Origin of the sequence: Streptomyces sp. NBC_00461 (genome assembly GCF_036013935.1) — a bacterium.
Taxonomy (GTDB): domain Bacteria; phylum Actinomycetota; class Actinomycetes; order Streptomycetales; family Streptomycetaceae; genus Streptomyces.
In genome coordinates this window covers 3394740-3421227 of the sequence record NZ_CP107902.1, presented here as the reverse complement: position 1 = coordinate 3421227, position 26488 = coordinate 3394740, and the positions used below count along the sequence as shown (strand labels likewise).

The 26488-nt window shown below is 70.8% G+C and carries 24 protein-coding genes; 5 read left to right on the top strand and 19 right to left on the bottom strand.

Annotation, left to right across the window (positions count from 1 at the left end; all coding sequences use genetic code 11):
• Positions 1-58: 58 nt before the first annotated feature.
• Positions 59-2638 (bottom strand): aminopeptidase N, encoded by a 2580-nt coding sequence (gene pepN, locus OG870_RS16055; RefSeq protein WP_266584575.1) that lies wholly within the window; start codon positions 2636-2638, stop codon positions 59-61.
• A gap of 149 nt (positions 2639-2787) precedes the next feature.
• On the opposite strand from pepN, the gene OG870_RS16050 reads away from it, so the two are divergent.
• Positions 2788-3450, top strand: a complete 663-nt coding sequence (locus OG870_RS16050) for a mycothiol-dependent nitroreductase Rv2466c family protein (RefSeq protein ID WP_266514414.1) — start codon at positions 2788-2790, stop codon at positions 3448-3450.
• Between the two features lie 18 nt (positions 3451-3468).
• Here OG870_RS16050 and OG870_RS16045 read toward each other — a convergent pair whose 3' ends face one another.
• The 10 genes from OG870_RS16045 to OG870_RS16000 all read right to left on the bottom strand — a co-directional run bounded on the left by OG870_RS16045 (position 3469) and on the right by OG870_RS16000 (position 12893).
• Positions 3469-3669: a hypothetical protein gene (locus tag OG870_RS16045; RefSeq protein ID WP_266514411.1), complete on the bottom strand. Its 201-nt coding sequence runs from the start codon at positions 3667-3669 to the stop codon at positions 3469-3471.
• A gap of 90 nt (positions 3670-3759) precedes the next feature.
• Entirely contained in the window at positions 3760-3987 is a 228-nt protein-coding gene (locus tag OG870_RS16040) for a hypothetical protein (RefSeq protein WP_266584577.1), read from the bottom strand.
• Between the two features lie 161 nt (positions 3988-4148).
• Positions 4149-5573: an FGGY-family carbohydrate kinase gene (locus tag OG870_RS16035; protein ID WP_266584579.1), complete on the bottom strand. Its 1425-nt coding sequence runs from the start codon at positions 5571-5573 to the stop codon at positions 4149-4151.
• Positions 5574-5699: 126 nt separating this feature from the next.
• Entirely contained in the window at positions 5700-6758 is a 1059-nt protein-coding gene (locus OG870_RS16030) for a 2-hydroxyacid dehydrogenase (protein ID WP_405624328.1), read from the bottom strand.
• Positions 6755-7834, bottom strand: a complete 1080-nt coding sequence (locus OG870_RS16025; RefSeq protein WP_266584581.1) for an ABC transporter ATP-binding protein — start codon at positions 7832-7834, stop codon at positions 6755-6757. Before OG870_RS16025 ends, OG870_RS16030 begins: the two co-directional genes overlap by 4 nt.
• Positions 7812-8675, bottom strand: a complete 864-nt coding sequence (locus tag OG870_RS16020) for a DeoR/GlpR family DNA-binding transcription regulator (protein WP_327691004.1) — start codon at positions 8673-8675, stop codon at positions 7812-7814. The genes OG870_RS16025 and OG870_RS16020 overlap by 23 nt, the downstream gene beginning before the upstream one ends.
• Positions 8672-9760: an ABC transporter ATP-binding protein gene (locus OG870_RS16015; protein WP_266924219.1), complete on the bottom strand. Its 1089-nt coding sequence runs from the start codon at positions 9758-9760 to the stop codon at positions 8672-8674. Before OG870_RS16015 ends, OG870_RS16020 begins: the two co-directional genes overlap by 4 nt.
• Positions 9757-10587 carry a carbohydrate ABC transporter permease gene (locus OG870_RS16010; protein ID WP_266584583.1) on the bottom strand — a complete coding sequence of 277 codons (831 nt, stop codon included), beginning with the start codon at positions 10585-10587 and terminating at the stop codon, positions 9757-9759. Before OG870_RS16010 ends, OG870_RS16015 begins: the two co-directional genes overlap by 4 nt.
• Complete coding sequence (locus OG870_RS16005; RefSeq protein WP_266514395.1) at positions 10584-11465, bottom strand: carbohydrate ABC transporter permease; 882 nt, start codon at positions 11463-11465, stop codon at positions 10584-10586. Before OG870_RS16005 ends, OG870_RS16010 begins: the two co-directional genes overlap by 4 nt.
• Positions 11466-11471: 6 nt before the next feature.
• Positions 11472-12893 (bottom strand): ABC transporter substrate-binding protein, encoded by a 1422-nt coding sequence (locus OG870_RS16000; RefSeq protein ID WP_266584585.1) that lies wholly within the window; start codon positions 12891-12893, stop codon positions 11472-11474.
• Positions 12894-13065: 172 nt separating this feature from the next.
• On the opposite strand from OG870_RS16000, the gene OG870_RS15995 reads away from it, so the two are divergent.
• The 3 genes from OG870_RS15995 to OG870_RS15985 are packed head-to-tail and all read left to right on the top strand — an operon-like array spanning position 13066 to position 15911.
• Positions 13066-14505, top strand: coding sequence for an FGGY-family carbohydrate kinase (locus tag OG870_RS15995; RefSeq protein ID WP_327691003.1), 1440 nt, complete (start codon positions 13066-13068; stop codon positions 14503-14505).
• A complete protein-coding gene (locus OG870_RS15990) occupies positions 14502-15122 on the top strand; it encodes a histidine phosphatase family protein (RefSeq protein WP_266514387.1) in 621 nt (206 codons plus the stop codon). Before OG870_RS15995 ends, OG870_RS15990 begins: the two co-directional genes overlap by 4 nt.
• A gap of 12 nt (positions 15123-15134) precedes the next feature.
• Positions 15135-15911 (top strand): SAM-dependent methyltransferase, encoded by a 777-nt coding sequence (locus OG870_RS15985; protein ID WP_266584587.1) that lies wholly within the window; start codon positions 15135-15137, stop codon positions 15909-15911.
• Between the two features lie 127 nt (positions 15912-16038).
• On the opposite strand, the gene OG870_RS15980 is transcribed toward OG870_RS15985, so the two are convergent.
• From OG870_RS15980 to OG870_RS15950, 7 genes are all read right to left on the bottom strand, one after another.
• Entirely contained in the window at positions 16039-17424 is a 1386-nt protein-coding gene (locus tag OG870_RS15980; RefSeq protein ID WP_266584589.1) for an amino acid permease, read from the bottom strand.
• A 113-nt stretch (positions 17425-17537) separates the two neighbouring features.
• Entirely contained in the window at positions 17538-18434 is an 897-nt protein-coding gene (locus tag OG870_RS15975; protein ID WP_266514381.1) for a TauD/TfdA dioxygenase family protein, read from the bottom strand.
• 12 nt (positions 18435-18446) lie between these two features.
• A complete protein-coding gene (locus OG870_RS15970; protein WP_266584592.1) occupies positions 18447-19793 on the bottom strand; it encodes an LLM class flavin-dependent oxidoreductase in 1347 nt (448 codons plus the stop codon).
• 188 nt (positions 19794-19981) lie between these two features.
• The gene (locus OG870_RS15965) at positions 19982-20698 is read right to left on the bottom strand and encodes an ABC transporter ATP-binding protein (protein WP_266514376.1); all 717 of its coding nucleotides are present in this window, start codon (positions 20696-20698) and stop codon (positions 19982-19984) included.
• The gene (locus OG870_RS15960) at positions 20674-21537 is read right to left on the bottom strand and encodes an ABC transporter permease (protein WP_266514373.1); all 864 of its coding nucleotides are present in this window, start codon (positions 21535-21537) and stop codon (positions 20674-20676) included. Before OG870_RS15960 ends, OG870_RS15965 begins: the two co-directional genes overlap by 25 nt.
• A gap of 5 nt (positions 21538-21542) precedes the next feature.
• Complete coding sequence (locus OG870_RS15955) at positions 21543-22610, bottom strand: ABC transporter substrate-binding protein (RefSeq protein ID WP_266584594.1); 1068 nt, start codon at positions 22608-22610, stop codon at positions 21543-21545.
• Positions 22611-22817: 207 nt separating this feature from the next.
• Positions 22818-24023 carry an ROK family transcriptional regulator gene (locus tag OG870_RS15950; RefSeq protein WP_266584597.1) on the bottom strand — a complete coding sequence of 402 codons (1206 nt, stop codon included), beginning with the start codon at positions 24021-24023 and terminating at the stop codon, positions 22818-22820.
• 432 nt (positions 24024-24455) lie between these two features.
• On the opposite strand from OG870_RS15950, the gene OG870_RS15945 reads away from it, so the two are divergent.
• A complete protein-coding gene (locus OG870_RS15945) occupies positions 24456-25034 on the top strand; it encodes a biotin transporter BioY (protein ID WP_266584599.1) in 579 nt (192 codons plus the stop codon).
• A 72-nt stretch (positions 25035-25106) separates the two neighbouring features.
• Here the strand turns inward: OG870_RS15945 and OG870_RS15940 are convergent, their stop codons facing one another.
• The gene (locus tag OG870_RS15940) at positions 25107-26459 is read right to left on the bottom strand and encodes an FAD-binding oxidoreductase (RefSeq protein WP_266584601.1); all 1353 of its coding nucleotides are present in this window, start codon (positions 26457-26459) and stop codon (positions 25107-25109) included.
• Between the last annotated feature and the right edge of the window lie 29 nt (positions 26460-26488).

The following is a 26488-nucleotide window of genomic DNA, read 5'->3' as shown; positions in this document are numbered from 1 at the left end:
GGGTTGGACCAGGGGTTACGGGTGTTATTGACCGCATTCCGTAACGGTCACGGGCGGATCAACCGTTGGCCAAAGCCTGGGCCCGCAGCGCCCGCGCCAGGTCGTCGCGCGACTCCAGCACCAGCCTCCGCAGCGCCGGCGCCGCGTCCTCGTGGGCGGCGAGCCAGGCGTCCGCCGCGTCCAGCGTCGGCTGCGCGTCCCGCTCGGCCGGATGGGCCGGGAACAGGCCCCGGACCACGTCCATCCCGATCTGGATCGACCGCTCCCGCCAGACCCGCTCGATCACCGCGAAGTACTTCGAGACGTACGGCGCGGTCAGCTCCCGCTGCGAAGGCTGCGCGAAGCCCGCGATCGTGGCCTCCACCAGGGCGTTGGACAGCGCGTCCGACTCCACCACCTGCGCCCAGGCCTGCGCCTTCACCGCCGCCGAGGGGCGGGCGGCCAGGCAGCGGACCTGGTGGCGCTTGCCGGACGCCGTGTCGTCGCGGGCGAGTTCGGCCGCCAGCGCCGTCTCGTCCGCGACTCCGTGGGCCGCCAGCGGCTCCAGGAACGCCCAGCGCAGCTCCTGGTCGACCTCCAGTCCTTCGACCTTCTCGGTGCCGTCCAACAGGCCGCGCAGCAGCGCCAGATCGGCCGGCGCCGACGCCACCGAGGCGAGGAAACGGGCCCACGCCAGCTGGTGCTCGCTGCCCGGCTCGGCCGCCCGCAGATCCCGCAGCGCGGTCTGGGCCAGCAGCCGCTCGCCCGTCGGCCGCCAGGCCGGCGCCGCGTAGTTGACCAGCGCCGAGTTCGCCCAGGCGTGCAGCATCTGCAGGACGCCGATGTCGGACTCGCGGTGCGCGAAACGCGTCACCAGGTCGATGAAGTCGGCCGCGGGCAGCAGCGCGTCCCGGGTCAGGTTCCACAGCGCCGACCAGCACAGGGCGCGGGCCAGCGGGTCGGCCATCGCACCGAGGTGCTCGCGCAGTGCGGCCAGCGAGCTGTCGTCGAAGCGGATCTTGCAGTACGTGAGGTCGTCGTCGTTGACCAGCACCAGCTCGGGGGCCTCGGCGCCGGCCAGCTCCGCCACGACCGTACGCGGGCCGTCGACGTCCGCCTCGGCGCGCGCGTACCGCTCCAGGCCGCCCTCGGCCGTACGCCGGTACAGGCCCACCGCCACGCGGTGCGGCCGCAGTTCGGGGTGCGACTCGGCGGCCTCCTGCACAACCGCCAGCTCGTCGACCCGGCCCTCCGCGTCCAACAGCACGTGCGGGGTGAGGGAGTTGACGCCCGCTGTCTGCAGCCAGCTGCCCGCCCACGTCGCCATGTCCCGGCCGCTGGTCTCCTCCAGGGCCGACAGGAGGTCGCCGAGGCGTGTGTTGCCGTACGCGTGCCGCTTGAAGTAGCGCCGTGCGCCCTCCAGGAACGCGTCCTGGCCGACGTACGCCACCACCTGCTTCAGTACGGAGGCGCCCTTGGCGTAGGTGATGCCGTCGAAGTTGAGCTTCGCGTCCTGGAGGTCGCGGATGTCGGCGGTGATCGGGTGGGTGGAGGGCAGCTGGTCCGCGCGGTACGCCCAGGCCTTGCGGCGGTTGGCGAAGGTGATCCAGCCGTCGGTGAATCGGGTGGCGCCGACCAGCGCGAACGCGCCCATGAAGTCCGCGAAGGACTCCTTGAGCCACAGGTCGTCCCACCACTCCATGGTGACCAGGTCGCCGAACCACATGTGCGCCATCTCGTGCAGGATGACGTTGGCCCGACCCTCGTACGAGGCCCGCGTGACCTTGCCCCGGAAGATGAACTCCTCGCGGAAGGTGACCAGTCCGGGGTTCTCCATCGCGCCGAGGTTGTACTCGGGGACGAACGCCTGGTCGTACTTCCCGAAGGGGTACGGGTAGTCGAAGTGGTCGTGGAAGAAGTCCAGGCCCTGCTTGGTGACGAGGAAGACGTCGTCCGAGTCGAAGTAGGGGGCCAGGCCCTTGCGGCACAGGGCGCCGAGGGGGATCTCCAGCCGCGAGCCGTCCTCGAAGGTCCGCTCGTAGGAGTCGGTCACGTAGTGGTACGGGCCCGCCGTCACGCACGTGATGTATGTCGAGATCGGCTTGGTCTCCGCGAACCTCCAGACGCCGTCCGCCAGTTCACCGACCCCGTTGCTCCACACCGTCCAGCCCTCCGGCGCCCGCACCTCGAAGCGGAACGGGGCCTTGAGGTCCGGCTGCTCGAAGTTCGCGAAGACCCGGCGGGAGTCGGCCGGCTCGTACTGGGTGTACAGATACACCTCGCCGTCCTCCGGGTCGACGAAGCGGTGCATGCCCTCACCGGTGCGGGAGTAGGCGCACTGCGCGTCGACGACCAGCTCGTTCTCCGCGGCGAGGTCCTCCAGGAGGATCCGCGAACCGTCGAAGACCGCGCCCGGGTCGAGGTCCCGGCCGTTGAGTGAGACGGCCGTCACACTCGGCGCGATCAGGTCGGCGAAGGTGGTGGCGCCCGGCTCGTTGCTGCGGAAGCGGATCGTGGTCACCGAGCGGAAGGTGCGCCGTCCCTCCTCGGCCACGTCCCCCACCGCCGTACGCAGGTCGAGGGACACGTCGTAACCGTCGACGGACAGCAGGGCGGCCCGCTCCCGGGCCTCGTCGCGGGTCAGATTCTCACCGGGCACGGGCGGTACTCCCTCTGGACATATCGGGCATGGGTGGGGTGCGGCGGAACAGGACCGATCCTGCCATGTGCACCTGACGCCGGACACCGGGAATGGGGTCGGTGATGCCCGGTGTTGCCCTGGGAAACGGCCGTATTCCTAGGAGAGCCATGTCCGAGACCGCGACGTCGTCCACCAAGACCCCCGTCGACTTCTGGTTCGACCCGCTGTGCCCCTGGGCCTGGATGACCTCCCGATGGGTGCTGGAAGTGGAGAAGGTCCGGGACATAGAGGTCCACTGGCACATCATGAGCCTGGCCGTGCTGAACGAGGACCGGATCGACGAGCTGCCCGAGCAGTACCGGGAGATGCTCGCGACCAAGGCGTGGAAGCCGGTGCGCGTGGTGACGGCGGCTTGGCAGAAGCACGGCGCGGACGTCGTCGGCCCCCTCTACACGGCGCTCGGCACCCGCATCCACAACCAGGGCGAGGGCCCGACCGTCGAGGCGATCGTGGGCGCCCTGGCCGACGTCGGCCTGCCCGCCGACCTGATCGACTACGCCGACCAGGAGGACTTCGAGTTCGAGGCCGAGCTGCGCGCCTCCCACAAGGAGGGCATCGAGAAGGTCGGCCAGGAGGTCGGCACCCCGGTCATCGCCGTCCCCGGCGCGGACGGCGAGCAGATCGCCTTCTTCGGCCCGGTCGTCACCCCGGCCCCCAAGGGCGAGGAAGCCGCCAGGCTCTGGGACGGCACCCTCGCCGTCGCCTCGGTCCCCGGCTTCTACGAGATCAAGCGGACACGGACGGCGGGCCCGGACTTCAGCAACCTGTGACCCCGTGAGCCGGGCGGCTCAGTCGGGCAGCCGCCTGGGCCGGTCGAAGGGGGACGAGTTCAGGCCGGTTCGCAGAGTCCCGCAGTCGCAGACGAAGAAGTCGCCCACGTACCTGCGCCCTGTGGCGTCGCGGAGCTTGTCCTGCTGGTCTTTCGTCAGCGGACTGTGCTTCTCGTCGTGACGGCAGGTCTCGCAGTACAGCTTCCGTGGATTCGCCATGACGTCACGGTCCACCGGAGGCTCGGCCACCGGAAGGCTCCGCGAGACACGTTCTCGCGGAACCTTCCCCACGTCACGCTCTTGCTGCTCTCACGTCCCCTTGGCCGCCTCCCCGAACTCCTCGGGAAAGCGCTCGCCCTTGCCCCTGTTCAGGTACGGCTGGTACCAGAGGCACCCCTCGGCCGTGCAGCGCCACAGGTTGCCCACGAAGAAGCGGGGGCCCTTCTTCTCGCGGACGGCCGCCTTCTCCGCGTTGGTGAGCAGGCGGAACCTCTGCCTGCTCCGGCACGTCGGGCACTCCCGCTCGATCTCGGTCATCAACCCCTCCTCGCGATCACCGCCAGGTCCGGGCGGTATCGGACAGCGGCTCCGCCGCGGGCGGCCACACCCGCGTCGACCCTCAGGGGTAGTACAGCGCGTACTCGGCGAAGGCGCCTCCGGAATCGCCCCGAAGTCGTCCCCGAAGTCGTCCTCGTCGTTCACCCGCGTGCCCGGCCCCGGGCCGCCGTGAGCCGGGCCAGATGGTCCTCGTAGGCCTCCGCGTAGTACGCCGCCCGTGCCGCGTCCGGGTCGACCACCGCCGTCGGCTCGGTCCAGGCGGACGCGTCCAGGGCGATCCCGTACCGCTGCGCCGCCGCCAGCACCGCGCCGCGCGCGCCCACTTCACCCTCGACGATCCTCAGCGGGCGGCCCAGGACGTCGGCGAGCAGCCGCATCCACGCGGCGCTGCGGGTGCCGCCGCCGCAGACCGCGAGCGTGCCCTTGAGGCCGGCGGCCTCCAGGCAGTGCCGGGCCGCGAAGCCGATGCCCTCGCAGGTGGCGCGGATCAGGTCGCCCTTCGTCGACTCCAGGGAGATACCGGTGAGTTCGGCACGCAGGTGCGGCTCCACGAAGGGAGCGCGCTCACCCGACGGGGCGAAGTACGGCAGGACTCGCACACCGTTCGCCCCGGGCGGGGTCCCGGCGAGCAGCGCGTCGACCTCCTCGTGGTGGACGCCGGTGGTCGACAGCACCCAGTCGAGGGCCGCCGTGCCGACCATCGCGGGCATGGCGCGCAGCCGGTGACCTGGGCGGTCGGTGGAGATGTACAGGCCGGCCGGCTCCCCGGTCAGGTCGAGGTCGGTCGTCGCGACCAGGCTGGCCAGGCAGGTGCCGACGATCAGCAGACCGTCCCCCGGCGTCGTCACGCCCGCGCCGAGAGCGCAGGACGGGAGGTCGTACGGGCCGTTCGCGAGCCGTGTGCCCGACGGCAGGCCCTCGCCGAGCGCCTCGGCCGTCGTGATCGGGTCGCCGACGGGCGCGAGCAGACCGCGGCGGTGGGTGAGGCCGAGCAGCTCGACCGCCCGGTTGTCGTACGTCCTCGTGCGCGGGTCGAGGAACGGCATCGACGCGTCCGACACGTCCGTCGTCGCCGGGGCGCCGGTCAGCCGCCGGAAGACCATGTCCTTGCAGTACAGGGCGGTGGCCGCGGCATCGAGGGAGTGCGGTTCGTAGCGGTCGAACCAGGCCAGCAGCGGGCCCGGGCAGCCCGGGAACATGGCGCTCCCGGTCCGCCGGAACACCGCCTCGAAGGTGCCGTCCGCCAGCCACTGGTCGAGCAGTTCATGGGCGCGGCCGTCCATCCACGAGGCCGCGGGGCGGACCGGGCGCCCCTCCTTGTCGACCAGCCAGACCCCGTCGCCCTGCCCGGTCAGCCCGGCCAGCTCGACGGGCTCGGGCACCCGCGCCGTCAACTCCTGCAGCACGCCGACGACAGCCGCGTACACCTCCTCCATGTCCTGCTCCACGACGCCGCCGTGCAGCGCGAGCCCCACCGGGCGTGCCTCGACGGCCAGTTCACGTCCCTCGCCGTCGAACGCGGCGGCCTTCACCATGGACGTACCCACGTCGATCCCGACGTACATGACGCGCTCTCCTCTGCGGTTCGGCAGCGCCCCGGAGGGACGCGGGCGGTATCGGTGTGCGGCTTGGCCGCGCGGGCGCGACCGGCCACGACGGCGCTGCATGCGAACGACGACACTTCCCGGCACTCAGGTCAGAGCGTGCGCCAGCGCTTCCCCGCGCACCCAGCGCCCCACCTCCGCCGCGGCGATCCGCGCCGCCTTCTCCGCCACCGCGCGCGAGGCGCCGCCCAGATGCGGGGTCAGTACGACGCGTTCGGCGAGCGCGCGCAGCCGTGAGTCCGCCGGCAACGGCTCCTGTACGTAGGTGTCGAGGGCGGCGGCCGACACCTGCCCGCTCTCCAGGGCGTCGCACAGCGCGTCCTCGTCGAGCAGCGGGCCGCGTGCCGCGTTCACGACCACCGCGCCCTGCGGCAGCAGCGCCAGTTCGCGGGCGCCGATCAGGCCGTAGGTCTGCGGCGTGAGCCGGGCGTGCAGCGTGATCACCCGGGAGTGGCGCAGGAGTTCGTCCAGCGAGGCGACCCGCAGACCGTGGATCTCGCCGCGCACATAGGGGTCGTGCACCATCACCTGCGCGCCGAAGGCGCACAGCGCGCGGGCCACCCGGCTGCCGACGGCGCCGTAGCCGACCAGCCCGACGGGCAGGTCCTCCAGCTCCAGACCGCTGTGCTCGTACGTGTAGTACGTCGCCCCCTCCCAACTGCCCTGCCCTGCAAGGAGGTTGTGTGCCTGGGGGATGCGGCGCAGGGCCGACAGGAGCAGGCCGACGGTGAACTCGGCGGTGGCGGCGGCGTTGCGGCCCGGGGCGAAGCAGACGCGGACGTCGTGCCGCTTGGCCGCGTCCAGGTTGACGTTGACCGGTCCGCCCCGGCACACGACGACCAGCCGCAGGTCGGGACACGCCTCCAGGACGCGTTCCGTCACCGGCCCCATCTGGGTGACCAGCACGGTCGCGCCGACGAGCGCATCGATCAGCTCCTCCTCGGCGTCGCTGGCCTCCGTCACCTCGGCGACCGGGCCGAAGGGTTCCAGCGGCCAGCCGAGGGTCAGTTCGCTCACGTCACAGGCGGCTTCACGGCCGATCGCCGCCGTGATGAGCGACGGCAGGATGAAGTGGTCACCGGCGGCGACGACCCGCACGGGTTCGCTCACCGGTTCGCTCATCGGCTCACTCGTCGGATCGCTCATCGCAGGGAGTCTCCCGTCTCGGCGTCGAAGACATGGGTGAGGCGCGCGTCGGCGGTGACCCGTACGGGCTCGTCGTGCGCGAGGCGCACCTCGGGGTCGGTGAGGACGACGAGGGAGCGTTCGACGCCGTCGAGGGCGAGGGTGGCGATGCCCGCCTCCAGGAGGGGTTCGTGGGCGACGACCCGGGCGGGCAGGCCCTCGTCGCCGGTGAGGTGCAGGTCCTCGGGGCGGATACCGACGACGACCTCGCGGCCCGCCGGCACCGGGAGAGGCAGCGCGATCCTGACCGCGGCCGACAGCCGGGCGTGGCCGTCCGCATCCGCGATGCCGGGGAGGAGGTTGATCGCGGGTTCGCCGACGAAGTCCGCGACGAACACGTTGGCGGGGCTGTCGTAGATCTCGTAGGGCGTGCCGAGCTGCTGGATGACGCCGTCCTTCATCACCGCGATCCGGTCGGCGAGGGAGAGGGCCTCCTCCTGGTCGTGCGTGACAAGGATCGTCGTATGGCCCAAGTCCCGCTGGATGCGCTTGAGTTCGCGGCGCGTGGTGTCGCGCTGGGCGGCGTCGAGGTGGGAGAGGGGTTCGTCGAGGAGCAGTACGTCCGGTTCGCGGACGAGTGCGCGGGCCAGGGAGACCCGTTGCTTCTGGCCGCTGGACAGGCCCGCCGGGCGGGCGTCGAGGATGCCGGTGAGGTCGACGCGGTCGGCGATCTCGGCGACCTTGCGCGCCACGTCCCTCCGATCGCTCCCCCTGCGTGCCTTCAGCCCGAAGGCCAGGTTCTCCGCCACCGTCAGCGGGGGATACAGCGCGTAGTTCTCGAAGGCGACCCCCATGTTGCGGGCCTGGGCGGGACGGTCGGTCACGGACCTGCCGGCCACCAGGATGTCCCCGCCGGTCACGGTCTCCAGGCCGGCGATCATCCGCAGGGTCGTGGACTTGCCGCAGCCCGAGGGGCCCAGCAGCCCGAGCAGCTCCCCGGAGTGCAGCGCGAGGTCGATGCCGCGTACGGCGTCCACCGACGGCCGGCCCCGGGACCGGAACGTCTTGCGCAGATCACGTAGCTCCAGCTCGGTCATCGCCGCCCCTTGTGGCTGTCGTGATAGTCGAGGCCGTGGTGGCTGTCGTGGTGCACACCTCGTAACGGACCTTGTGCTCGTCCAGGTCCCGCAGTGCCTCCGCCGACGCCCCGTCGTCCACGAGGAGCAGGTCGAAGCGGGACAGCGGGACGACCCGGTGCAGGGCGACCCGGGCGAGCTTGGTGTGGTCGATCAGCAGGACGTTGCGGGCGGCCGAGTCGAGCATCGCCCGCTTCACGGACACGATGTGCTGCTCCTGGTGGTAGGCGTAGCCCCCGTGCACGGCCGACGTGGAGGCGAAGCAGACGTCCACGCGCAGCGACTGGACGGCCTCGACGCAGGAGACGCCGAGGAAGGAGGAGTGCAGCGGGTCGTATTCCCCGCCCAGGGCCATCAGATGGATGCCCCGCTGGTCGGAGAGGAGGTTGATGGCCTCCAGGAAGTTGGTGACGACCGTGAGCGGGGTGATGTCGCCGAGGCGGAGCCTGCGGGCTATCTCCAGGGTGGAGGTGGAGTCGTCCAGCATGATCGCCATGCCGGGCTCTATCGACTTCAGCGCGTGCTCGGCGACGGCGGCCTTCTCGGCGCGCATGGTCTTCAGCCGGTACTGCACGTTCGACTCGAAGACCCCGGACGGCTGGGCGGTCACCCCACCTCTGAACTTCCGGACGATGCCCTGCCGTTCGAGCTCGTCGAGGTCCCGGTGGATGGTCATCAGGCTCACCCCGAAGCGTTCGGCCAGCTCGGCCGCCGTCGCCGATCCGTCGGCCAGGACCTGCTCGGCCATGGCGGCCTGGCGGGCCGCGGGCCCCTGCTGATGCGCGCTGCTGGTGCTGCTCATCGTGTCCCGATCAGTCGTCCTGGGCGCCCGGGCCGGTCGGCCTCGAACAGCAGCAGGTTCTCAGGCCGGACGGTCAGCCGTACCGGATCGTCGGGACGCAGCCCGGCCGTGTCGCCGCGCGGGACGACCAGCGACGCGTGCTGCCCGCCGAGCCGGACCGTCACCTCCACCGAACGGCCGAGCACCTCGGTGACGTAGACGGTGCCGGTGAGTTCGTGGCCGGCGACGCCCTTCAGCGCGATGTCCCGGGGCCGCACGCCGACCAGTACGTCCGTGCCGGCCTGCGCCTTCACCCGGAGCGGCAGTTCCACCTTCCCGTCCGTCGACCGGAAGCCGCCGTCCTCGGTCACCGTCCCCGGCAGCAGATTGATCCGCGGCCGCCCGAAGGCCCGCGCCACCTCGGTGTCGCACGGCCGGTACCAGATCTCCTCCCGCGTCCCCGTCTGCACGATCCGCCCGTCCCGGATCACCCCGATCCGGTCGCCGAGAGCCAGCGCTTCCAGGGAGTCGTGGGTGACGTAGAGGGTGGTCGTGTTCTGGACCGCTCCGATCGCCTTCAGCTCGGCCCGCATCTGCTGGCGGAGCTTGGCGTCGAGGTGGGAGAGGGGCTCGTCGAGCAGGAAGGCGCGGGCGGGGCGGACCAGGACCCGGCCGAGCGCGACGCGCTGCCGCTGGCCGTTGGAGAGCTGTCCGACCCGGCGGTCCAACAGGGCGCTGATGCCGAGCAGTTCGGCGATGGCGCCGATCCGGTCGCGGGCCTCGGCGGCGGGCAGGCGGTGGCGGGGCGAGCGGAGCGGGGAGGCCAGGTTGTCGTAGGCCGAGCGGTGCGGGTAGAGGGCGTAGCTCTCGAAGCACATCGCCACACCCCGGTCGTACGGCTCGACGCCCGCCATGTCCCTGCCGTCGAGCAGGACCGTCCCGAAGTCGGGCTGTTCCAGCCCGGCGACGGTCTTGAGCGTGGTCGTCTTGCCGGCACCGGACGGACCGAGCAGACAGAAGAACTCGCCCTCGCGTACGTCCAGTTCGAGCCCGTCGAGGGCGGTGACCCTGCCGTACGCCTTGGTGATCCCCCGCAGCCCGATCACGACTTCACCGCACCGAACGACAGCCCCCGCACCAGATACCGCTGGATGGTGAGGGCCAACAGGAGGGGCGGTACGACCGACACCAGCGCCGCCGCGGCCGTGAGGTTGTACTTGGGGCGGTCGCCGCCGAGGAAGGACAGGGCGCCCACCGTCACCGTCTGGGCCTCGCTGGAGGTGAGGATCAGCGGGAAGACGAAGTTGTTCCAGGCGAAGATGAAGGCCAGCAGCGACACCGCCGCGATGCCCGGCTTGACCAGTGGCAGGGCGACCTTGAAGAACGCCTGCTTGCGCGAGTACCCGTCCAGCAGGGCCGCCTGCTCCAGCTCCGGTGTCAGATCGGCGAAGTAGGACCGCATGATCCACACGATCAGCGGCAGCGTGACGAGCTGCAGGACCCAGATCATGCCGACGTACGTGTCGAAAAGGCCGAGCTTCTGGTAGAGCACGAACAGCGGGATGATCACGGTGAGTTCGGGCGCGAACCGGAACGACAGCAGCGTGAACATCAGGTTCTCCGAGCCCTTGAACCGCCAGCGGGCCGACGCGTACGCCGCCGGCAGCCCGACCACCAGCGACAGCACGACCGCCCCCACCGACACCACCAGGCTGTTGACGAAGAACCGCACGAACGGGATGCCCTCGCTGTCGCCGAGGACGGTCCGGTACCCGTCGAGGGTCGGCGTGAAGGAGAAGTAGGTGCTGAAGAGCTGGTTCGCGGGCTTCAGGGACAGGATCACCATCCAGGCGATCGGGAACAGGGCGAAGACGAAGTAGAGGATGAGCGCGACATCGGCCAGCCATCCCAACAGGCGTTTCCTGACGGTCATTTCGCCTCGGCCGCCTTCCGCTGGATCGTGCCGAGATGGCGTACGAGCACCATCGCGGCCAGGTACACCACCGCCCACAGCACGATCGTGTAGCTGATCCCGAAGCTGTAGCGCTGGAAGCGGATCGCCTCCAGGTAGGCACGGATCTGCAGGACGACGGTCGAGTCGCCCGGGCCGCCCTCCGTCAGGGCGTAGATGATGTCGAAGACCTTCAGCGAGTCCATGAACCGGAAGATCACCGCGACCAGGACGTACGGCCACAGCATCGGCAGGGTCAGCCGCCGGAAGGTGTACCACCAGCCCGCGCCGTCCACGGCCGCCGCCTCGAAGGGGGAGGTGGGCAGCGACCGCAGACCGGCCAGGGCGAGGATCGCCACGAACGGGGTGTAGACCCAGACGTCCACGGCGATCGACGACAGCAGCGCGCCGGCCGGGGTGTCCGTCCACTGGACTCCCCCCAGCCCGAAGGGTTTCAGCAGGTGGTTCACCACCCCCACCGACGGCTGGAGCATCAGCTTCCAGATGATCGCGGCGATCACCGGGGCGATCATCAGCGGCAGGATGAGGATCTTCTCCAGCACCCGGCCGACGATCGACGAACGGTGCAGCAGCAGGGCGACGGCGACACCGAGCACGGTCTCGACCGCGGCGGCTCCGACGGCGTACAGCACGGTCACCCACGCGGAGTTCCAGAAGGCGTCCTGCGTGAAGACCGTCTCGTAGTTCTCGAACCGCACCATGTCCGGCTGCGGTTTGCTCGCCGAGAAGTCGAACAGCGTGTAGTAGAGCCCGAGTCCGAACGGATAGAGGATCCCGCAGGTCAGCAGCAGCGCCGGGACGATGAGGACGTACGGGCGCAGGGTCAGCCGCCAGCCCATCGCCGCTCAGCCCACCTTGGAGGCGAGGTCGCCCGCCAGGCCGTTCAGTACCGACTTCGCGTTCTTGCCGCCGTAGATCTCCTGGAGGGCCGCGGCCCAGCTGGTGGTCGCGTCGAAGAACTGGGCCTGCGGGGTGAACTGGATCCTCGTCTGGTCGACGACCGTCTCGAAGGTCTCGATGAAGCCCGGCAGGTGCTTCATCTTGTCCTTGTAGGCCGCGTCCTGGCTGACCGACTTCCGCACCGGGTCGATGTGGTTGCCGGTGATGGCGGCCTTGCGCAGGTGCTCCTTGCCGGTCGCCCACTGCAGGAACAGCCAACCGGCGCTCTTCCTCTTGGACTTGGCGTTCATGCCGAGCGACCAGATCCACATGTTGGTGGCGAGGGAGCCGTCCGGTCCCTTCGGCCCCGGGTGGAAGGCGATCTTCCCGGAGGCGGGGGAGGCGCCCTTCACCGCCTGGAAGTAGGCGGCCGTGTCGGCGTCGAAGAGCATGCCCGCCTTCTTCGCGCCGAGGTCGCTGGAGCACTGGTACCAGGTGTACGAGGTCCAGGACGGCGGCCCGCCCTGCTTGACCATGCCGGCCCAGTCCTGCGTGAAGGCGATCGCCTCCGGGGTGTTCATGGCGGGCTTCAGCTTGCCGCCGTTCACGGTGAAGTCGTGCAGGCCGTTGCGGGCGTACATGGTCATGAAGCCGGGGTGGATGGTGGCCCAGCTGCGGGACCCGCGCACGGCGATCCCGTACATGCCGTCGTAACCGGCCCCGGGCGCCTTCCTCTTGATGGCCCCGGAGATCTCGCGCAGCTCGTCGAAGGTCTCCGCCGGTTTCAGCCCGAGTTTCTTGAAGACCTCGGTGTTGTAGGCGACGACGTTCGTCTCCCAGCCCCACGGCAGCGCGTACTGTCCGCCCTGCCCGAGCGGCGCGCCCGCCCTGAGCGACCACTGGTCGGCCTGGAGGAGGTTGGGGAAGAAGTCGGCCTGGTCCCATTCGGCGCCGGTGGCCGAGGAGTTGCGCATCCAGGGCCCGAGATCCTCCAGCCAGCCCGGCGGCCCGTACTGCCAGACCATGTACGCGCCCAGCATGAACACGTCGTAGGAGGCGCGACCGCTGGACAGGTCGACGGTGAGCTTGTCGAAGTAGTTGTCCTCGGGGAAGACGTCGTACTCGACCTTGATGCCGGTCTTCTCGGTGAAGGACTTCAGGTCGGCGATCAGGGCGTCCGTGTACGGGTGCTTGTTGAGCAGTGCCCTGACCGTCGTGCCCTTCTCCCGTTTCCAGTCGAAGGAGCCGGTGACGTCGTCGGCGGCCGAGCCGTCGCTCCTGTTGTCGTCCCCGCCGAAGCCCGCGCCGCAGGCCGCGAGTAACGGGGTCGCGGCGGCCCCCGCGGTGAGGGCGAGGAAGCGTCGGCGGTCGTGCGCGTGCGTGTCCATCCGTGACCTCCGCGTGGGGTTGGGCCCGGTGCGCTGTTTGGTTGACACGTCGAGTCGACTCGTTAACAGAGGGTGTAACGGCGGAAGATGACCGTCAATCCCTCGCGCACGCGAAAATATCGGTGCAGAGTGAGAAGTTCACATGCCGGGTCGCGATCCATGGGAGGTCCGGATGGGACACGAGCGTGACGCGTGGCTGGGGATCGACCTGGGCACACAGAGCGTCCGCGTGCTGCTCGTCACCGCCGACGGCACGGTCCTCGGCGCCGGTTCGGCCCCGTTGGAGGGGCGGCGCGACGGGGTACGGCACGAACAGGATCCGGAGCAGTGGTGGACGGCGGTGTGCGCGGCGGCCCGGGTCGCGCTCAGGGACCGGCCCGCCCGGGTCGGCGGGCTCGCGGTGTGCGGGACGTCCGGGACCGTGCTGCTGACGGATGCGGCGGGATGGCCCGTGAGCCCCGCGCTGATGTACGACGACGGGCGGGCGTGGGCCGAGGGGGAGCGGCTGCGCGGGGCGGGGCTCACGGTGCAGAACACCTGGGGGCTGCCGAAGGCGCTGTGGCTGTTGCGCACCCATGGGCACGGGCACATCGCCCACCAGCCCGACATCGTCACCGCCCGCCTCGTCGGCCACCCCGTCCCCACCGATTCCAGCCACGCCCTCAAGACGGCGTACGACGTGGAGCGCGACGCCTGGCCGGCCGTCCCCCACGCGCCCTCCCTGCCCGACGTCGTCCGCCCCGGCACCCCCCTCGGCGAGGTCTGCCCGGCCGCCGCCGAGGCCACCGGCATCCCGGCCGGCACCCCCGTGATCGCCGGGATGACCGACGGCTGCGCGGCCCAGATCGCGTCCGGGGCGCTGCGCCCCGGCTCCTGGAACTCGGTGCTCGGCACGACGCTCGTCCTGAAGGGGGCCTCCGTCACCCCCATCCACGACGCCACCGGCGTGGTCTACAACCACCGCGCACCGGACGGCAGTTGGCTGCCCGGCGGGGCGTCCAGCGTGGGCGCGGGGGTGCTGACCGCCGCCTTCGCGGGCGCCGACCCGGCCACGATGGACGCGCGGGCGGCAGCCCACGAACCCTCGGGCGCGGTGGCCTACCCCCTTGTGTCGTCCGGCGAACGGTTCCCGTTCCTCGCGCCGGACGCCTCCGCCCTGGTCCTGGGCGAGCCGGACGGCGACGCCGACCTGTGGGCCGCGCTGCTGCAAGGCGTCGCCTTCGCGGAACGGCTCTGCCTGGACTATCTGGACCACCTCGGCGCGCCGCTGGACGGCCCGCTCACCTTCACCGGCGGCGGCGCCCGCAGCCCGTACTGGAACCAGCTGCGCGCCGATGTCCTCGGCCGCCCGGCCCGCGTACCGAAGCAGACCGAACCCGCCCTGGGCATGGCCGCACTGGCCGCCCACGGCACGGGATCGGGCCCCCTGACGGACGTCGCCGAACGCATGGTCCGCATCGACACGGTCCTCGAACCGCGCCCCGGCCGTACGGCGCTGTTCGCCGAGCCGTACTCCCGCCTGGTCGACGAACTGACGGCACGGGGCTGGCTTTCGCCGACGGTGGCGGCCCACGCACACAGGCGGCTCACCGTGGATACTTCGCCTTCATGAGTACGACCCTTCTGCTGGCCCGGCACGGGCAGACCGTCTGGCACGCCGAGAACCGTTACGCGGGGGTGAGCGACGTGGCGCTCACCGACACGGGCCGCGCGCAGGCGAAGGCCCTCGGCCGCTGGGCCGCGGCCCATCCCGTCGACGCGATCTGGACGTCCCCGGTCTCCCGGGCGACCGCCACCGCCGACCCCGCCTGCCGCGCCCTCGGCCTCGCCCCGCATCGCGAACCCGACCTGAGGGAATGCGACTTCGGGGTGATGGAGGGCAGGACGCTCGCCGAGTTCGCGCGCGAGGACCCGAGGGCGGCGGAGGCCTTCCGCGCCGACCCGGTGGCCCACCCGTTCCCCGGCGCCGAGGACCCGAGGGCCGCCGCCGCACGGGGCGCCGCCGCCCTGCACCGCATCGCCGCCGCCCACGACGCCGGACGCGTCCTGGTCGTCGCCCACAACACCCTGCTGCGGCTGGTCCTGTGCGGTCTGCTGTCCGTCCCGCTCTCCGACTACCGCCGTGTCTTCCCGCAGCTGCGCAACGCCGCGGTCACCGAACTCCGTATGGATGTCATGTCGGTTGGGCTGATCTCGTTGAACGTGCCGTGCGAGCCGGACGAGGAGTAGGAGGATGACCGTATGACGGACATCGACACCTCCGTGCCGCACTCGGCCCGGATCTGGAACTACTGGCTCGGCGGCAAGGACAACTACCCCGTGGACGAGGCGGCCGGTGACGCCTACACCGCCGTCTTCCCCGGCATCGTCACCATCGCCCGCAGCAGTCGCGCCTTCCTCGGACGCAGCATCCGGTATCTCGTCACGGAGGCGGGCGTACGGCAGTTCCTGGACGTCGGGACCGGTCTGCCGACCGTCGACAACACCCACGAGGTCGCCCAGCGCCACGCCCCCGAGGCGAAGATCGTCTACGTGGACAACGACCCGCTGGTCCTCACCCACGCGCGTGCCCTGCTCACCTCCACGCCCGAGGGCGTGACGGCGTACGAGGACCTGAGCCTGTACGAGCACGACCGCATCCTCGAAGCGGCCGGAAAGACCCTCGACCTCACACGGCCGACCGCGCTGATCCTCAGCGGCATCCTCGGTCACGTCGCCGACCACGACCAGGCCCGCGACCTGGTCCGGGGCCTGCTGGCGGGCCTGCCCTCCGGCAGCTACCTCTCCCTCAACGAGGGCTCACGCGGCACCGACCCCGAGTACGAGCGGGCCCAGGACGCCTACAACGAGACGGGCGCGGTGCCGTACTTCCTGCGCCCGGTGGAGCAGATCACGGCCTTCTTCGACGGGCTGGAACTGGTGGAACCGGGCATCGTGTCCGTCCCGCTGTGGCATCCGGAGCCGGGTGCGGCGACCACGCCGATCGGCCAGCACGGCGGCCTCGGACGAAAGCCGTAGCAGCGACGAAGGCCTTAGCGGCATGGGAAACCCCCGCGAGTCACGTCCTCGCGGGGGCTCTCAGGGAGCCGGCAGCAGCACGTTCGCCCGGGACTTCGCGGCCTCGTGATTCGGCGCGGGCGGAGCGTCAGGCGTTGGCGCGCGTCCTCTGCCGGGCGTACCCGACGGCCGCCAGGACCGCGGTCATTCCGCCGGTGTAGCAGAGCTGGGTGCGGGTGCCGGGATCCCGGGCCATCAGGACGAAGATCGCCGCCATGGCCGCCAGCGCGACCCAGGTCAGCCACGGGTACGCCCACATGCGGACGACCAGCTTCTGTGGGGCCTCCCGGTTCAGCTGCGCGCGCAGCCGCAGCTGCGAGACCGCGATGAGGAGCCAGACGACCAGGATCACCGCGCCGATCATGTTGAGCAGCCAGGGGAAGACGTCGTCCGGCCGCCAGTAGCTCAGCACCACGCACCCGAAGCCGAAGACGCAGGAGACGAGGACGCCGACCCGCGGCACCCCGCCCGACACCCGGCCCAGCGCCTTCGGGCCCAGGCCGCGCCGCACCAGCGAGTAGGCGATGCGGGAGGAGCCGTAGACGTTGGCGTTCATGGCCGACAGGAGGGCGACCAGGACGACGACGTTCATGAGCTGACCGGCGCCGGGGATGCCGAGGTGGTCGAGGGCGGCGACGTACGGGCCCTTCTCGACGACCTCCTTCGAGTCCCAGGGGACCAGGGTGACGATGACCGCCATCGAGCCGATGTAGAAGAGCGCGATGCGCCACATGGCGGTGCGGACGGCGCTCGCCACGCCACGCACCGGATCCTCCGACTCGGCCGCCGCGATGGTGACCGTCTCCAGGCCGCCGTACGCGAAGATCGAGGCGAGCACGCCGATGATCAGGCCCTCGCTGCCGTGCGGCAGGAAGTCGGTGAGGTTCGAGGTGCCCGGGGCGTTCGTGCCGGGCAGGACGCCGGCGATCGCCAGCACACCCAGCACCAGGAACAGACTGATCGCGCCGACCTTCAGGGCCGCGAACCAGAACTCGAACTCGCCGAAGTTCTTCACCGCGGCGAGGTTCGTGGCACAGAAGACGACCATGAAGAGGGCCACCCACGCCCACTCGGGCGTCCCCGGCAGCCAGCCCGTCACGATCTTCGCGGCCCCGATGCCCTCCAGGCCCACGGCGGTGCACAGCAGCACCCAGAAGGACCAGCCCGCGGTGAAGCCCGCCCAGGGGCCGATGGCGCGTTCCGCGTGCGCCGAGAAGGAGCCAGAGGAGGGGTACGCGGCCGACATCTCGCCGAGCATCCGCATCACCAGCATCACGAGCAGGCCGGAGAGGGCGTAGGCGATGACGATGGAGGGGCCGGCGGCGGCGATCCCCGCGCCGGAGCCCACGAACAGGCCCGCGCCGATGACGCCGCCCAGGGCGATCATCGACAGGTGACGCTGCTTGAGGCTGTGGGACAGAGTGGCGTCGTCCGCCTGAGGCGGTGTCTCGACCGTGGTGGTGCTGTTCGGCATGGGCCCGGCTCGTCCAGTGCAATAGATGGGCAAAAACGCCCACAGTCTGGGCAGCCTCCCCGCTCGCAGGGGGAGACTGCCCAGCATCCGGACGCGCCTGTCGCAGGGTGTGACTACGCGGCTACGGACGTGTAGTGCGAGGCGTCCCCCTCGATCGAGTAGCTCTCCTTGCCCTCGATGCCGGCCGGCACGTCACCGGCGACGGTCACCCGGTGCAGACGGCGCGGCAGACCGTCGTAGTTGTCGACCGCGTAGTGCTGGGTGATGCGGTTGTCGAACAGCACGAGCTGGTTCTCGGACCAGCGGTGGCGCAGGATGTTCTCCGGCCGGGTGACGTACGCCTGGAGCAGGTCCAGGATCTTGCGTCCCTCGGCCGGCGACAGGCCCACGATCCGCTGCGCGAACCCGCCGATGAACAGGCCGCGTTCACCGGTGAGCGGGTGGACGCGGACCACCGGGTGGACCGTGCGGTACTTGATCGACGTGAACTGGGCCCGCTGGGCGGCGAGCTGCTCGTCGACCTCCTCGTCCGGTACGGCGTAGTCGTAGTCGTTGGTGTGCTCGGCCCACAGCGTGTCCGCGAGCCGCCGCAGCGATTCGGGCAGCTGGCGGTAGGCGGCCGCGGAACTGGCGATCAGGGTCTCGCCGCCGTACGGCGGGAGTTTGATGCTGCGCAGGGTGCTGGCCTGCGGCGGGTTGAGGACGAACGTGACGTCGGTGTGCCAGTTGTTGGCGGCGCGGCCCCGCTCGCTGTCGACGGGCAGGACGTTCGGGACGCCGTCCACGGACGACACCGTCGGATGGGCGGTGGTGATGTCGCCGAGGTGGCGGACGAAGGCCTGCTGGCCCTCGTCGTCCAGGTTCACGTCGTCGAAGACGAGAGCCTTGTGGACGTTGAGGGCCTCGCGGATCGCGACGACCGTCTCCTCGTCCAGGGGCTTGGAGATCTCGACGCCAAAGACCCGGGCGCCGATGTGCGCGGTGACCTTCTGGATTTCGATGCCGGACATGAGCGGTCCCTTTCAGACGAGGACGGGTGCGGGAGTGGTGGTGAGGTGCTGGTTGGCGGGGCGGGGGAGGCCGTAGCGCTCCCGGAGGGTCTGCCGCGGGCCGTACTCCTCGCGGAGCAGGCCCCGGGCGCGGAGGATCGGGACGACGTGCTCGACGAAGGTCTCCAGGCCGGACGGCAGCACGGCGGGCATGATGTTGAAGCCGTCCGCGGCGCCCTGCGTGAACCACGTCCCGATCGCGTCGGCGACCTGCTCGGGCGTTCCGGCGAAGGTGAGGTGGCCGCGCCCGCCGCCGAGCCGGCCGATCAGCTGCCGGACGGTGAGACGGTCACGTCGGGCGAGTTCGACGACGAGCGTGTAGCGGCTCTTGGCGCCTTCGATGGCGTCCTCGGGCGGCAGGTCGGCGGGCAGCTGCCGGTCCAACTCCAGGGTGCCGGGCTGTAGTTGGAGGAGGCTCTCCAGGCGGTCCACGCCGTGCGCGTACACGATGTGGTCCTCCAGGACCCGCTCGTTCGCGAGTGCCTCGGCCTCCGTGGACCCGATGACCGGCACGATCCCGGGCAGCACCTTGATGTGCTCGGGATCCCGGCCGGCCGCCGCCGTACGGGACTTGAGGTCGGCGTAGAAGGCCTGCGCGTCGGCGAGGGTCTGCTGCGCGGTGAACACCGCCTCCGCGTACCGGGCCGCGAACGCCTTGCCGTCCTCGCTCGACCCCGCCTGCACGAGCAGCGGGTAACCCTGCGGTGAGCGCGGGACGTTGAGAGGACCCTCGACGCTGAAGTACGTCCCCTTGTGCCGGGGCGGATGGATCTTCGCGTCGTCGCCCCAGACACCGGCCGCCTTGTCGCCGACGACCGTGTCGTCCTCCCAGCTGTCCCAGAGCTTGACGGCGACATCCAGGAACTCCGCGGCCCGTGCGTACCGTTCGGCGTGCGCGGGCTCGTGCTCCAGACCGAAGTTGCGCGCCGCCTCGGCACCGGCGGTGGTGACGATGTTCCAGCCCGCCCGGCCGCCGCTGATGATGTCCAGCGAGGCGAACTTACGGGCCAGGTTGTAGGGCGAGTTGTAGGAGGTGGAGGCGGTGGCGATCAGCCCGATGTGCTCGGTGGCAGTCGCCAGCGCGGTCAGCAGGGTGAGCGGCTCCAGGGCCCCGGCGGGGCGCTGCGCGAGATTGCTCCACAGCTGCGGCCCGTCGGCGAGGAACAGTGAGTCGAAGGTGCCGCGCTCGGCGATCTTCGCCAGCCGTACGTAGTGGGCCAGCTCGACGTGCGCGAACGGATCACTCTCGGGAAGCCGCCACGAGGCCTCGTGATGGCCGGTGTTCATGAGGAAGGCGTTGAGGTGGAGTTGCCGGGGCATGGATGGGTCCTTTGCGACAGGAGAAAGTGCGATCGGGGGCTGATTTCCAGCCCGGTCGGCGTTTGAGGACGAGGCAGCCCGTGCCGGAGGGGGCTGCTTTTCAGCCCGTCCGGCGTTTGAGGACGAGGCCGTTCAGGCCGAAGCGGGGGCCTGGGGGCGGCAGCCCCCAGAACCGGCGGGACCGAGGATCACCTGACGTCCTCGGTCACACCCAGCGCCGCGAGCAACCGCGCCCGGTACTCACCACGCGCACCCGCATCACGATCGATGGCCAGGTCGAGCCCGATCCGCCCCCGCTCAAGCACCAGCACCCGGTCCGCGAGGACAACCGCCTCGTCCACGTCGTGGGTGACGAGCAGCACAGAGGGCCGGTGGCGCTGCCACAACTCCCTGAGCAGACCGTGCATCTTGATCCGGGTCAGGGCGTCCAGCGCCCCGAACGGCTCGTCCGCCAGCAGGAGTTCGGGCTCCCGCACAAGGGAGCGCGCAAGCGCCGCACGCTGCGCCTCACCGCCGGACAGCTCGTTGGGCCAGGCACGTTCGCGGCCTTCCAGACCCACCTCGGCGAGCGCCTCACGGCCCCGCTGCGCCGCCTCCTTGCCGTCCAGGCCGAGGAGTACGTTGTCCAGGATCCGGCGCCAGGGCAGCAGCCGGGAGTCCTGGAAGACCACGGACACCCGGTCCGGGGCGGTGAGTTGGCCGCTCCCGGAGACCTTGTGGTCCAGCCCCGCGATCGCCCGCAGCAGAGTGCTCTTGCCGGAGCCGCTGTGCCCGAGGAGGGCCGTGAACTGTCCGGCCGGCAGGTCCAGATCGATGCCGTCGAGGACCGTGCGCCCCTCGAACGACCTGGTGAGTCCCCTGAGCTGGACGGCGGGCCGGGTCAGCTGCTCAGTGTGCGGCGCCATGACAGCACCCTCCGTTCGACGAGACGGACCGCGCTGTCGGAGATGAGGCCGAAGACGCCGTAGACGAGAAGACCGACGAGGATGACGTCCGACTGGCCGTAGTTCTGGGCCTGGAACATCATGTAGCCGAGGCCGCTGGTGGCGTTGATCTGCTCCAGCACCACCAGACCGAGCCAGGAGCCGGTCACACCGAGCCGGAGCCCCACGAAGAATCCGGGCAGTGCGCCGGGGATGACGATCTGGCGGACGAACTGGAGCTTCGACAGGCCCTGCACCTCGGCCAGTTCGACGAAGCGGCTGTCGATGCCGGACAGCGCGGCGTGCGTGTTCAGATAGATCGGGATGTAGACGACGATGGCGATGATCGCGATCTTGAAGGTCTCGCCGATGCCCAGCCACAGGATGAACAGCGGGATCAGACCGAGCGTCGGGACCGCCCGGTTGAGCTGCACCGTTCCGTCGATCAGCGCCTCGCCGACCCGGCTGAGCCCGGACGCCAGCGCGAGGACGACGCCCGCGGTGAGGCCGATCGCGAAGCCGTACGCGGCGCGCTCCAGCGAGGTCAGGATGTCGGTGGGCAGGCTCCCGGAGGTCCACAGACGTCCGGCCGTCCTCAGCACCGTCCAGGGAGCCGGGATCGCGCCGGGGTCCAGCCGTCCGGCGGCGGAGGCGGCGGCCCACAGGGCGACGAGGAGGGCTGGGCCGACCAGCCGGGAGGCGGGGAAGGGCTTGCCGGGGGAGAGGCCGCGCCGTGCTCGTCGGCGTGGCCGGCGGTGGCCCTCCTCCTCGCCCGTCAACGGCGCGGCAGCGGTGGTCGTGGTGGTCGTGGTGGTGGTCATGGCGGTCACCTCCGGTACTCCGCCGGCACGGCCTTGGCGGCGATGGACTCGAAGCGGTGGTCGAAGAGCGTGGACACGTCGAACTTCTTCACGAAGCCGCCCTTCGCCAGCAGATCGGCGGTCTCCTGCTCCCACTTGATCGCCTCGTCCCAACTCGGCGGGAACAGCGGCTTGTTGGCGAGCTTGGTGATGCCCTGGGCCTGGGCGAGCGTCACGTTCTGCGTCTTGACGTAGAACTCCTCGTTCCAGGCGTCGGGGTTCTCGTACGTCCAGACCTGGCCCTTGGCCCAGTACGGGATGTACGCGGCGACCGCGGCGGCCTTCGCGGAGTCGTTGAGCACGGCGGTCGGCGCCCACAGGAGGTTGAGGAGGTCGACGACGTCCGTCTTGATGACGTGGGCGCCCTTGGACCCGTACTGCTGCAGATAGGAGGGCACCTGGGTGTTGGCGAGTGGCGCGATGTCGACCTGGCCGGACTGCAGGGCCGTCAGGAACTGGTTGCTGGTCAGCGGGACGAGCTCGACGTCGTCGTACTTCAGTCCGGCCTTCTTCAACGCCCGCAGAAGCACGACACCTTGGGCCTGCCCCTGCGAGAAGGCGAGCTTCTTGCCCTTGAAATCGGCGACCGACCGGATGTCGCTGCCGGGCTTGGTGGCGAAGAGGTAGTTGGGCTTGCGGGTGATGTTGATCGCGACGATCTTCGCGTCGAATCCCTGGTAGTGCGCCTGGATCGGCGGAATCCCGGCATTGTTGCCGACATCCAGGGACTTGGCGCGGAACGCGTTGATGACGTCCGGTCCGGCGCCGATGTTCAGCCAGTTCGACACCTTGAACGGCAGGTCGTCCAACTTGGCCAGCTTGAACTGGAGTTGCTGGGTGCCCAGGTACGAGGCGATCTTCAGGCTCGTACCGGCCGGGACCTTGTCGGCGAGCGGGGCGGTCGAGACGCCCTTGCTGTCGGCGGCCGCGCTGCTGCCGGCGCAGCCGCTCAGCCCGGCGACACCGGCCGCGGCACCGAGCAGCGAGGCGAGGAAGAGCCGTCGGTCGACACCCGGCAGGGAAGAGGAAGGCATGGGAGGACTCCGTGAGTTCAGAAGGCAGGAAAGCATGCGGAATTCCGGGCACAAGAAGGCCCAGGAAAGAAAATTCACGCAGGAAGAAATGAGCGCTTCACACGCGGCAACGTGTCAGCAACAAAGGGTGCGACAGCTCACGAACGGGCTCATGAGCAGGATGTTCCCGGTCATCGGCTATCCCTGTCAACATTCGGAGTTTCTGAATTAAATAGCCTCAGGTGACGTGGCCAGGGGATCCCGGTAGAGCACGTCGAGAGCCACCGAACCACCGGCCACGGCGAGCACCGAATCCGGGAAACTCGTGGGCACGACGGAAGCCGCGCGTTCGTCCCCGACCCCTTCGCGCAGCGCCCTCAGGCAGTCCTCCCGGTGAATGATCCCGACCTCCGTCACGACCACCGTCTCCGGATTGAGCACGTCCAGCAGAAGCCGCGCCGCCCGCCCGATCGCGGCCGCGCGCTCCACCAGCAGCCGTACGGCCTCCGGATCGCCCGCTGCCGCCGCCGCGACCACGTGCATCGGGTTCACGCCCTCGACGACGCCCGCCTCGCGCGCCCGCCGGCACAGCGTCCGCTCGCTCAACTCGGCCTGGAGGCAGCCGATTCGCCCGCACGCGCACGGCTCCGTGCTGCCCGGCACCGGCAGATGCGCGATCGCGCCCGCCTGCGAGCGGGGGCCGTGGTGCACCTCGTCGTTGGTGGCGAAGGCCGCGTCGACCACGTTGCCGACGAACAGGTGCAGCACGCTCCCGCTCTCCCGCGCCGGACCGAACAGCCGCTCCGCGTTGACCAACGCCCGGGAGTGTCCGTCCACATGGACCGGCAGCCCGGTACGCCGGCCGAGCACCTCGCGCACCGCCACCTCCCGCCAGCCCAGCATCGGATGCTCCACCACGGTCCCGGACTCCCGGTCCACCCAGCCGCCGAGGGCCACGCCGACGCCGAGCGGTCGGCAGCCGGGCGCGCTGGCCAGCAGCGCCGCCAGCCCGTCGGCCGCCCGCGCCAGCACCCGGCCGGGATCGGTGCCCTCGTGCTTCAGCTCGCGCCGGGCGACCACCCGACCGCGCAGATCGAGCAGCGCGACCGTGGTGTACGGCACCGCCACATGCACCCCGCCGACCACGAACCGTGAGTCATCCAGGTCGACGGGGACGTGCGGGCGCCCGACACCGTTCGACCGCCGGGGCGCGGACGCCTCGCGGATCAGGCCGAGTTCGGTGAAGCGGGCGCAGTAGTCCGTCACCGACGCCGGTGACAGGCCGGTCAGCCGGGCGATGGTGCTGCGCGCCACCGGACCGTGGTCCAGCACGGACCGCAGCACCACGCTCGCGCTCGTCCGGCGGCGGGCGGTGGGGGCAGGGGCAGGGGCAGGGGCGGGGGAGGTGACAGGGGGTGCCGCTGTTCGGGGCATGGGAGACCGTCCTCGGGACCGGGGCCGACATGTCTCGGAGGTCGAGGCGTGCCGAAACCGTTCCGGGGCCGCCTCACACCGGACGGCGACAGGTGGCAGTGCCCTGGCGTCGCAGGTCGACATAGCGACGCGACGTGAAGTTCCGGGCCTGGGCAACCATGGCTTGAAGAGTAGGCCAGAAAGCGTGAATCCGGCCAGACCGCTAGGATTCATTTGGTGGGATCCCACAGACCGCCCGCACCTCGCGGGGTGACCGCGGCCTCCCTGCCTCAGTGACCGGCATCACGTCGAGACCGGTGCAAGTGGCACTCTTTGTCGGGAGCCCACCAAGCCCCCGTTCCACGCTTTGTCGAGCGCTGACGGTGATCGACGCGAGGCCGCCGGGATAGCGTCATCGTGTCCCAGCATGTCCCCGTCACCCGCGGAGTCCCCATGAGCACCGCTGCCGCCACCGTCCGCCCCCGCGAGGTCCTCGCCGACCTCCTGCCCGCGTCCCGCGTCCGGGACGTGGCACTCGTGCTCGGCGGCGCCGCGCTCACCGGCCTCGCGGCCCAGATCTCCGTGCCCGTCCCGGGCTCCCCGGTGCCGGTGACCGGCCAGACCTTCGCCGCCCTGCTGGTCGGCACGACGCTCGGCGCGAGCCGCGGCCTGAGCGCGCTCGTGCTGTACGCGCTGGCCGGCCTCGCCGGTGTGCCGTGGTTCGCCGGCGGCACCTCGGGTGTCTCCGTCTCCTTCGGCTACATCCTCGGCATGATGCTCGCCTCCACCGTGGTGGGCGCCCTGGCCCGCCGCGGCGCCGACCGCTCGGTGCCCCGCATGGCGGGCACGATGCTGCTGGGCGAGGCGATCATCTACGCCGTCGGCGTCCCGTACCTGGCCTACGCCGCCGACCTCTCCCTGTCCGCGGCGATCGCGGCCGGCCTCACCCCGTTCCTGATCGGCGACGCCGTGAAGGCCGCCCTGGCGATGGGGGCCATGCCCACCGCCTGGAAGCTCGTCGACAAGCGCTGACGTGCCGGTCGCTCACGTGCCGGTCGCTGACGTGCCGGTCGCTCACGCGCCTGCCCTCCATGCGCCGGTCGCTCACGCGCCGACGTTGTAGTTGGCGCGGAAGAGGTTCGCCGGGTCGTACTGCGCCTTCAGCCCGGCGAGCCTCTTTCGCGTCCCGGCGTCGTACAGCCCCGCGGTCCGGTCGCCGGCGCCGAACGCGAAGTTGAGCGCACGGCCGATCGTGACCGGCGCGAGCAGCGCGAACGCCGGATCCAGCACGGCCCGTGCCGCGTCCCGGTCGCCCACCGTCAACAGCCGTACCAGGAAACGCCCTTCGCGATACGGCACCGAGTTCGGCGCGGGCCGCGCGAGCGCCCCGCCCAGATGATTGATCTGCACCACGCACATCGGCCCGCCCGCGTCCGGCCCGACGGCGGCGAGCAGCTCCCCGGCCCTCGCCACGTCCAGCTCGCTCAGCACCGCACTGTCCCCGTAGTACGCGTGCGGGAAGTCCGGATCACTGTGGATGGTGCGGCTCTCGGCGTACGGCATCTCGCGCAGGGAGTCGGCGAGTACCGGCCCGAACTCCCGCAGCGGGGCGGTGAGTTCCTCGCCGTCGGCGCCGGTGTACGCGACCCGCACGGAGACGACGTACCGACCGCGCAGATGCGGCGGCAGCGCCGGGATGTCCGGGTACGGTACGGCCGCGAAGGACGAGGTCAGCCCCTCCGGCACGGTCCGCGTCCACTCCTCGTACGCCCGCAGCAGGACCGCCGGATCGGCCTCCCGCCCGTCGAAGGCGACAGAACCGCCGTACAGCGTCCTCACGGGTACGAGGCCGATCTCCAGCTCGGTGACGACGCCGAAGTTGTGGCCGCCGCCGAGGAGGGCCCAGTACAGGCCGGGGTCGGACTCCCGGGTCACCTGCCGGAGCCGGCCGTCGGCGGTGACCACGTCCAGGGCGCGCACATGGTCGGCCGCGTAGCCGAACTCCCGGGCCAGGATGCCCAGCCCGCCGCTCAGTGTGTAGGAGACGGCCCCGACGCTCGGGGCGGAGCCGTTGAGCGGTGCGAGGCCGTACGGCTCGGCGGCCGCCACGACCTGCCCCCAGCGGACGCCCGCCCCGACCCGGACGGTACGGGCCTCGGGGTCGACACTCACCCTGTCCATGCGCTTCGTCGTGACCAGGACGCCGCCCTCCGAGGCGCCGGGCAGTCCGTGGCCGGTGGCCTGGACACCGACCGGCAGGTCCCGTTCGGCCGCGTACCGCACGGCGGCGATCACGTCCTGGGCCGAGGAGGCGGCGAACACCACGGCGGGTCGCTGGGTGAACCCGGTCTGGAAACCGGCGAGTTCCTCCTCGTAGCCGGGGTCGCCGGGGTGAAGGACTGTGACGTCGGACTGGTCGCTCTCGTGGGACTGATCGGACTGGTCGGCGAAGTTCATTGCAGGCATCGTGCCCGCATAACCTGACA

Bases quoted from the DNA above. Each gene is read 5' to 3' on its own strand.
- OG870_RS16050 (WP_266514414.1), top strand. From the start codon at position 2,788: ATGTCCGAGACCGCGACGTCGTCCACCAAGACCCCCGTCGACTTCTGG.
- OG870_RS16045 (WP_266514411.1), bottom strand. From the start codon at position 3,669: ATGGCGAATCCACGGAAGCTGTACTGCGAGACCTGCCGTCACGACGAG.
- OG870_RS16040 (WP_266584577.1), bottom strand. From the start codon at position 3,987: ATGACCGAGATCGAGCGGGAGTGCCCGACGTGCCGGAGCAGGCAGAGG.
- OG870_RS16035 (WP_266584579.1), bottom strand. From the start codon at position 5,573: ATGTACGTCGGGATCGACGTGGGTACGTCCATGGTGAAGGCCGCCGCG.
- OG870_RS16030 (WP_405624328.1), bottom strand. From the start codon at position 6,758: ATGAGCGATCCGACGAGTGAGCCGATGAGCGAACCGGTGAGCGAACCC.
- OG870_RS16025 (WP_266584581.1), bottom strand. From the start codon at position 7,834: ATGACCGAGCTGGAGCTACGTGATCTGCGCAAGACGTTCCGGTCCCGG.
- OG870_RS16020 (WP_327691004.1), bottom strand. From the start codon at position 8,675: ATGAGCAGCACCAGCAGCGCGCATCAGCAGGGGCCCGCGGCCCGCCAG.
- OG870_RS16010 (WP_266584583.1), bottom strand. From the start codon at position 10,587: ATGACCGTCAGGAAACGCCTGTTGGGATGGCTGGCCGATGTCGCGCTC.
- OG870_RS16005 (WP_266514395.1), bottom strand. From the start codon at position 11,465: ATGGGCTGGCGGCTGACCCTGCGCCCGTACGTCCTCATCGTCCCGGCG.
- OG870_RS16000 (WP_266584585.1), bottom strand. From the start codon at position 12,893: ATGGACACGCACGCGCACGACCGCCGACGCTTCCTCGCCCTCACCGCG.
- OG870_RS15995 (WP_327691003.1), top strand. From the start codon at position 13,066: ATGGGACACGAGCGTGACGCGTGGCTGGGGATCGACCTGGGCACACAG.
- OG870_RS15990 (WP_266514387.1), top strand. From the start codon at position 14,502: ATGAGTACGACCCTTCTGCTGGCCCGGCACGGGCAGACCGTCTGGCAC.
- OG870_RS15985 (WP_266584587.1), top strand. From the start codon at position 15,135: ATGACGGACATCGACACCTCCGTGCCGCACTCGGCCCGGATCTGGAAC.
- OG870_RS15980 (WP_266584589.1), bottom strand. From the start codon at position 17,424: ATGCCGAACAGCACCACCACGGTCGAGACACCGCCTCAGGCGGACGAC.
- OG870_RS15975 (WP_266514381.1), bottom strand. From the start codon at position 18,434: ATGTCCGGCATCGAAATCCAGAAGGTCACCGCGCACATCGGCGCCCGG.
- OG870_RS15970 (WP_266584592.1), bottom strand. From the start codon at position 19,793: ATGCCCCGGCAACTCCACCTCAACGCCTTCCTCATGAACACCGGCCAT.
- OG870_RS15965 (WP_266514376.1), bottom strand. From the start codon at position 20,698: ATGGCGCCGCACACTGAGCAGCTGACCCGGCCCGCCGTCCAGCTCAGG.
- OG870_RS15960 (WP_266514373.1), bottom strand. From the start codon at position 21,537: ATGACCACCACCACGACCACCACGACCACCGCTGCCGCGCCGTTGACG.
- OG870_RS15955 (WP_266584594.1), bottom strand. From the start codon at position 22,610: ATGCCTTCCTCTTCCCTGCCGGGTGTCGACCGACGGCTCTTCCTCGCC.
- OG870_RS15950 (WP_266584597.1), bottom strand. From the start codon at position 24,023: ATGCCCCGAACAGCGGCACCCCCTGTCACCTCCCCCGCCCCTGCCCCT.
- OG870_RS15945 (WP_266584599.1), top strand. From the start codon at position 24,456: ATGAGCACCGCTGCCGCCACCGTCCGCCCCCGCGAGGTCCTCGCCGAC.
- OG870_RS15940 (WP_266584601.1), bottom strand. From the start codon at position 26,459: ATGAACTTCGCCGACCAGTCCGATCAGTCCCACGAGAGCGACCAGTCC.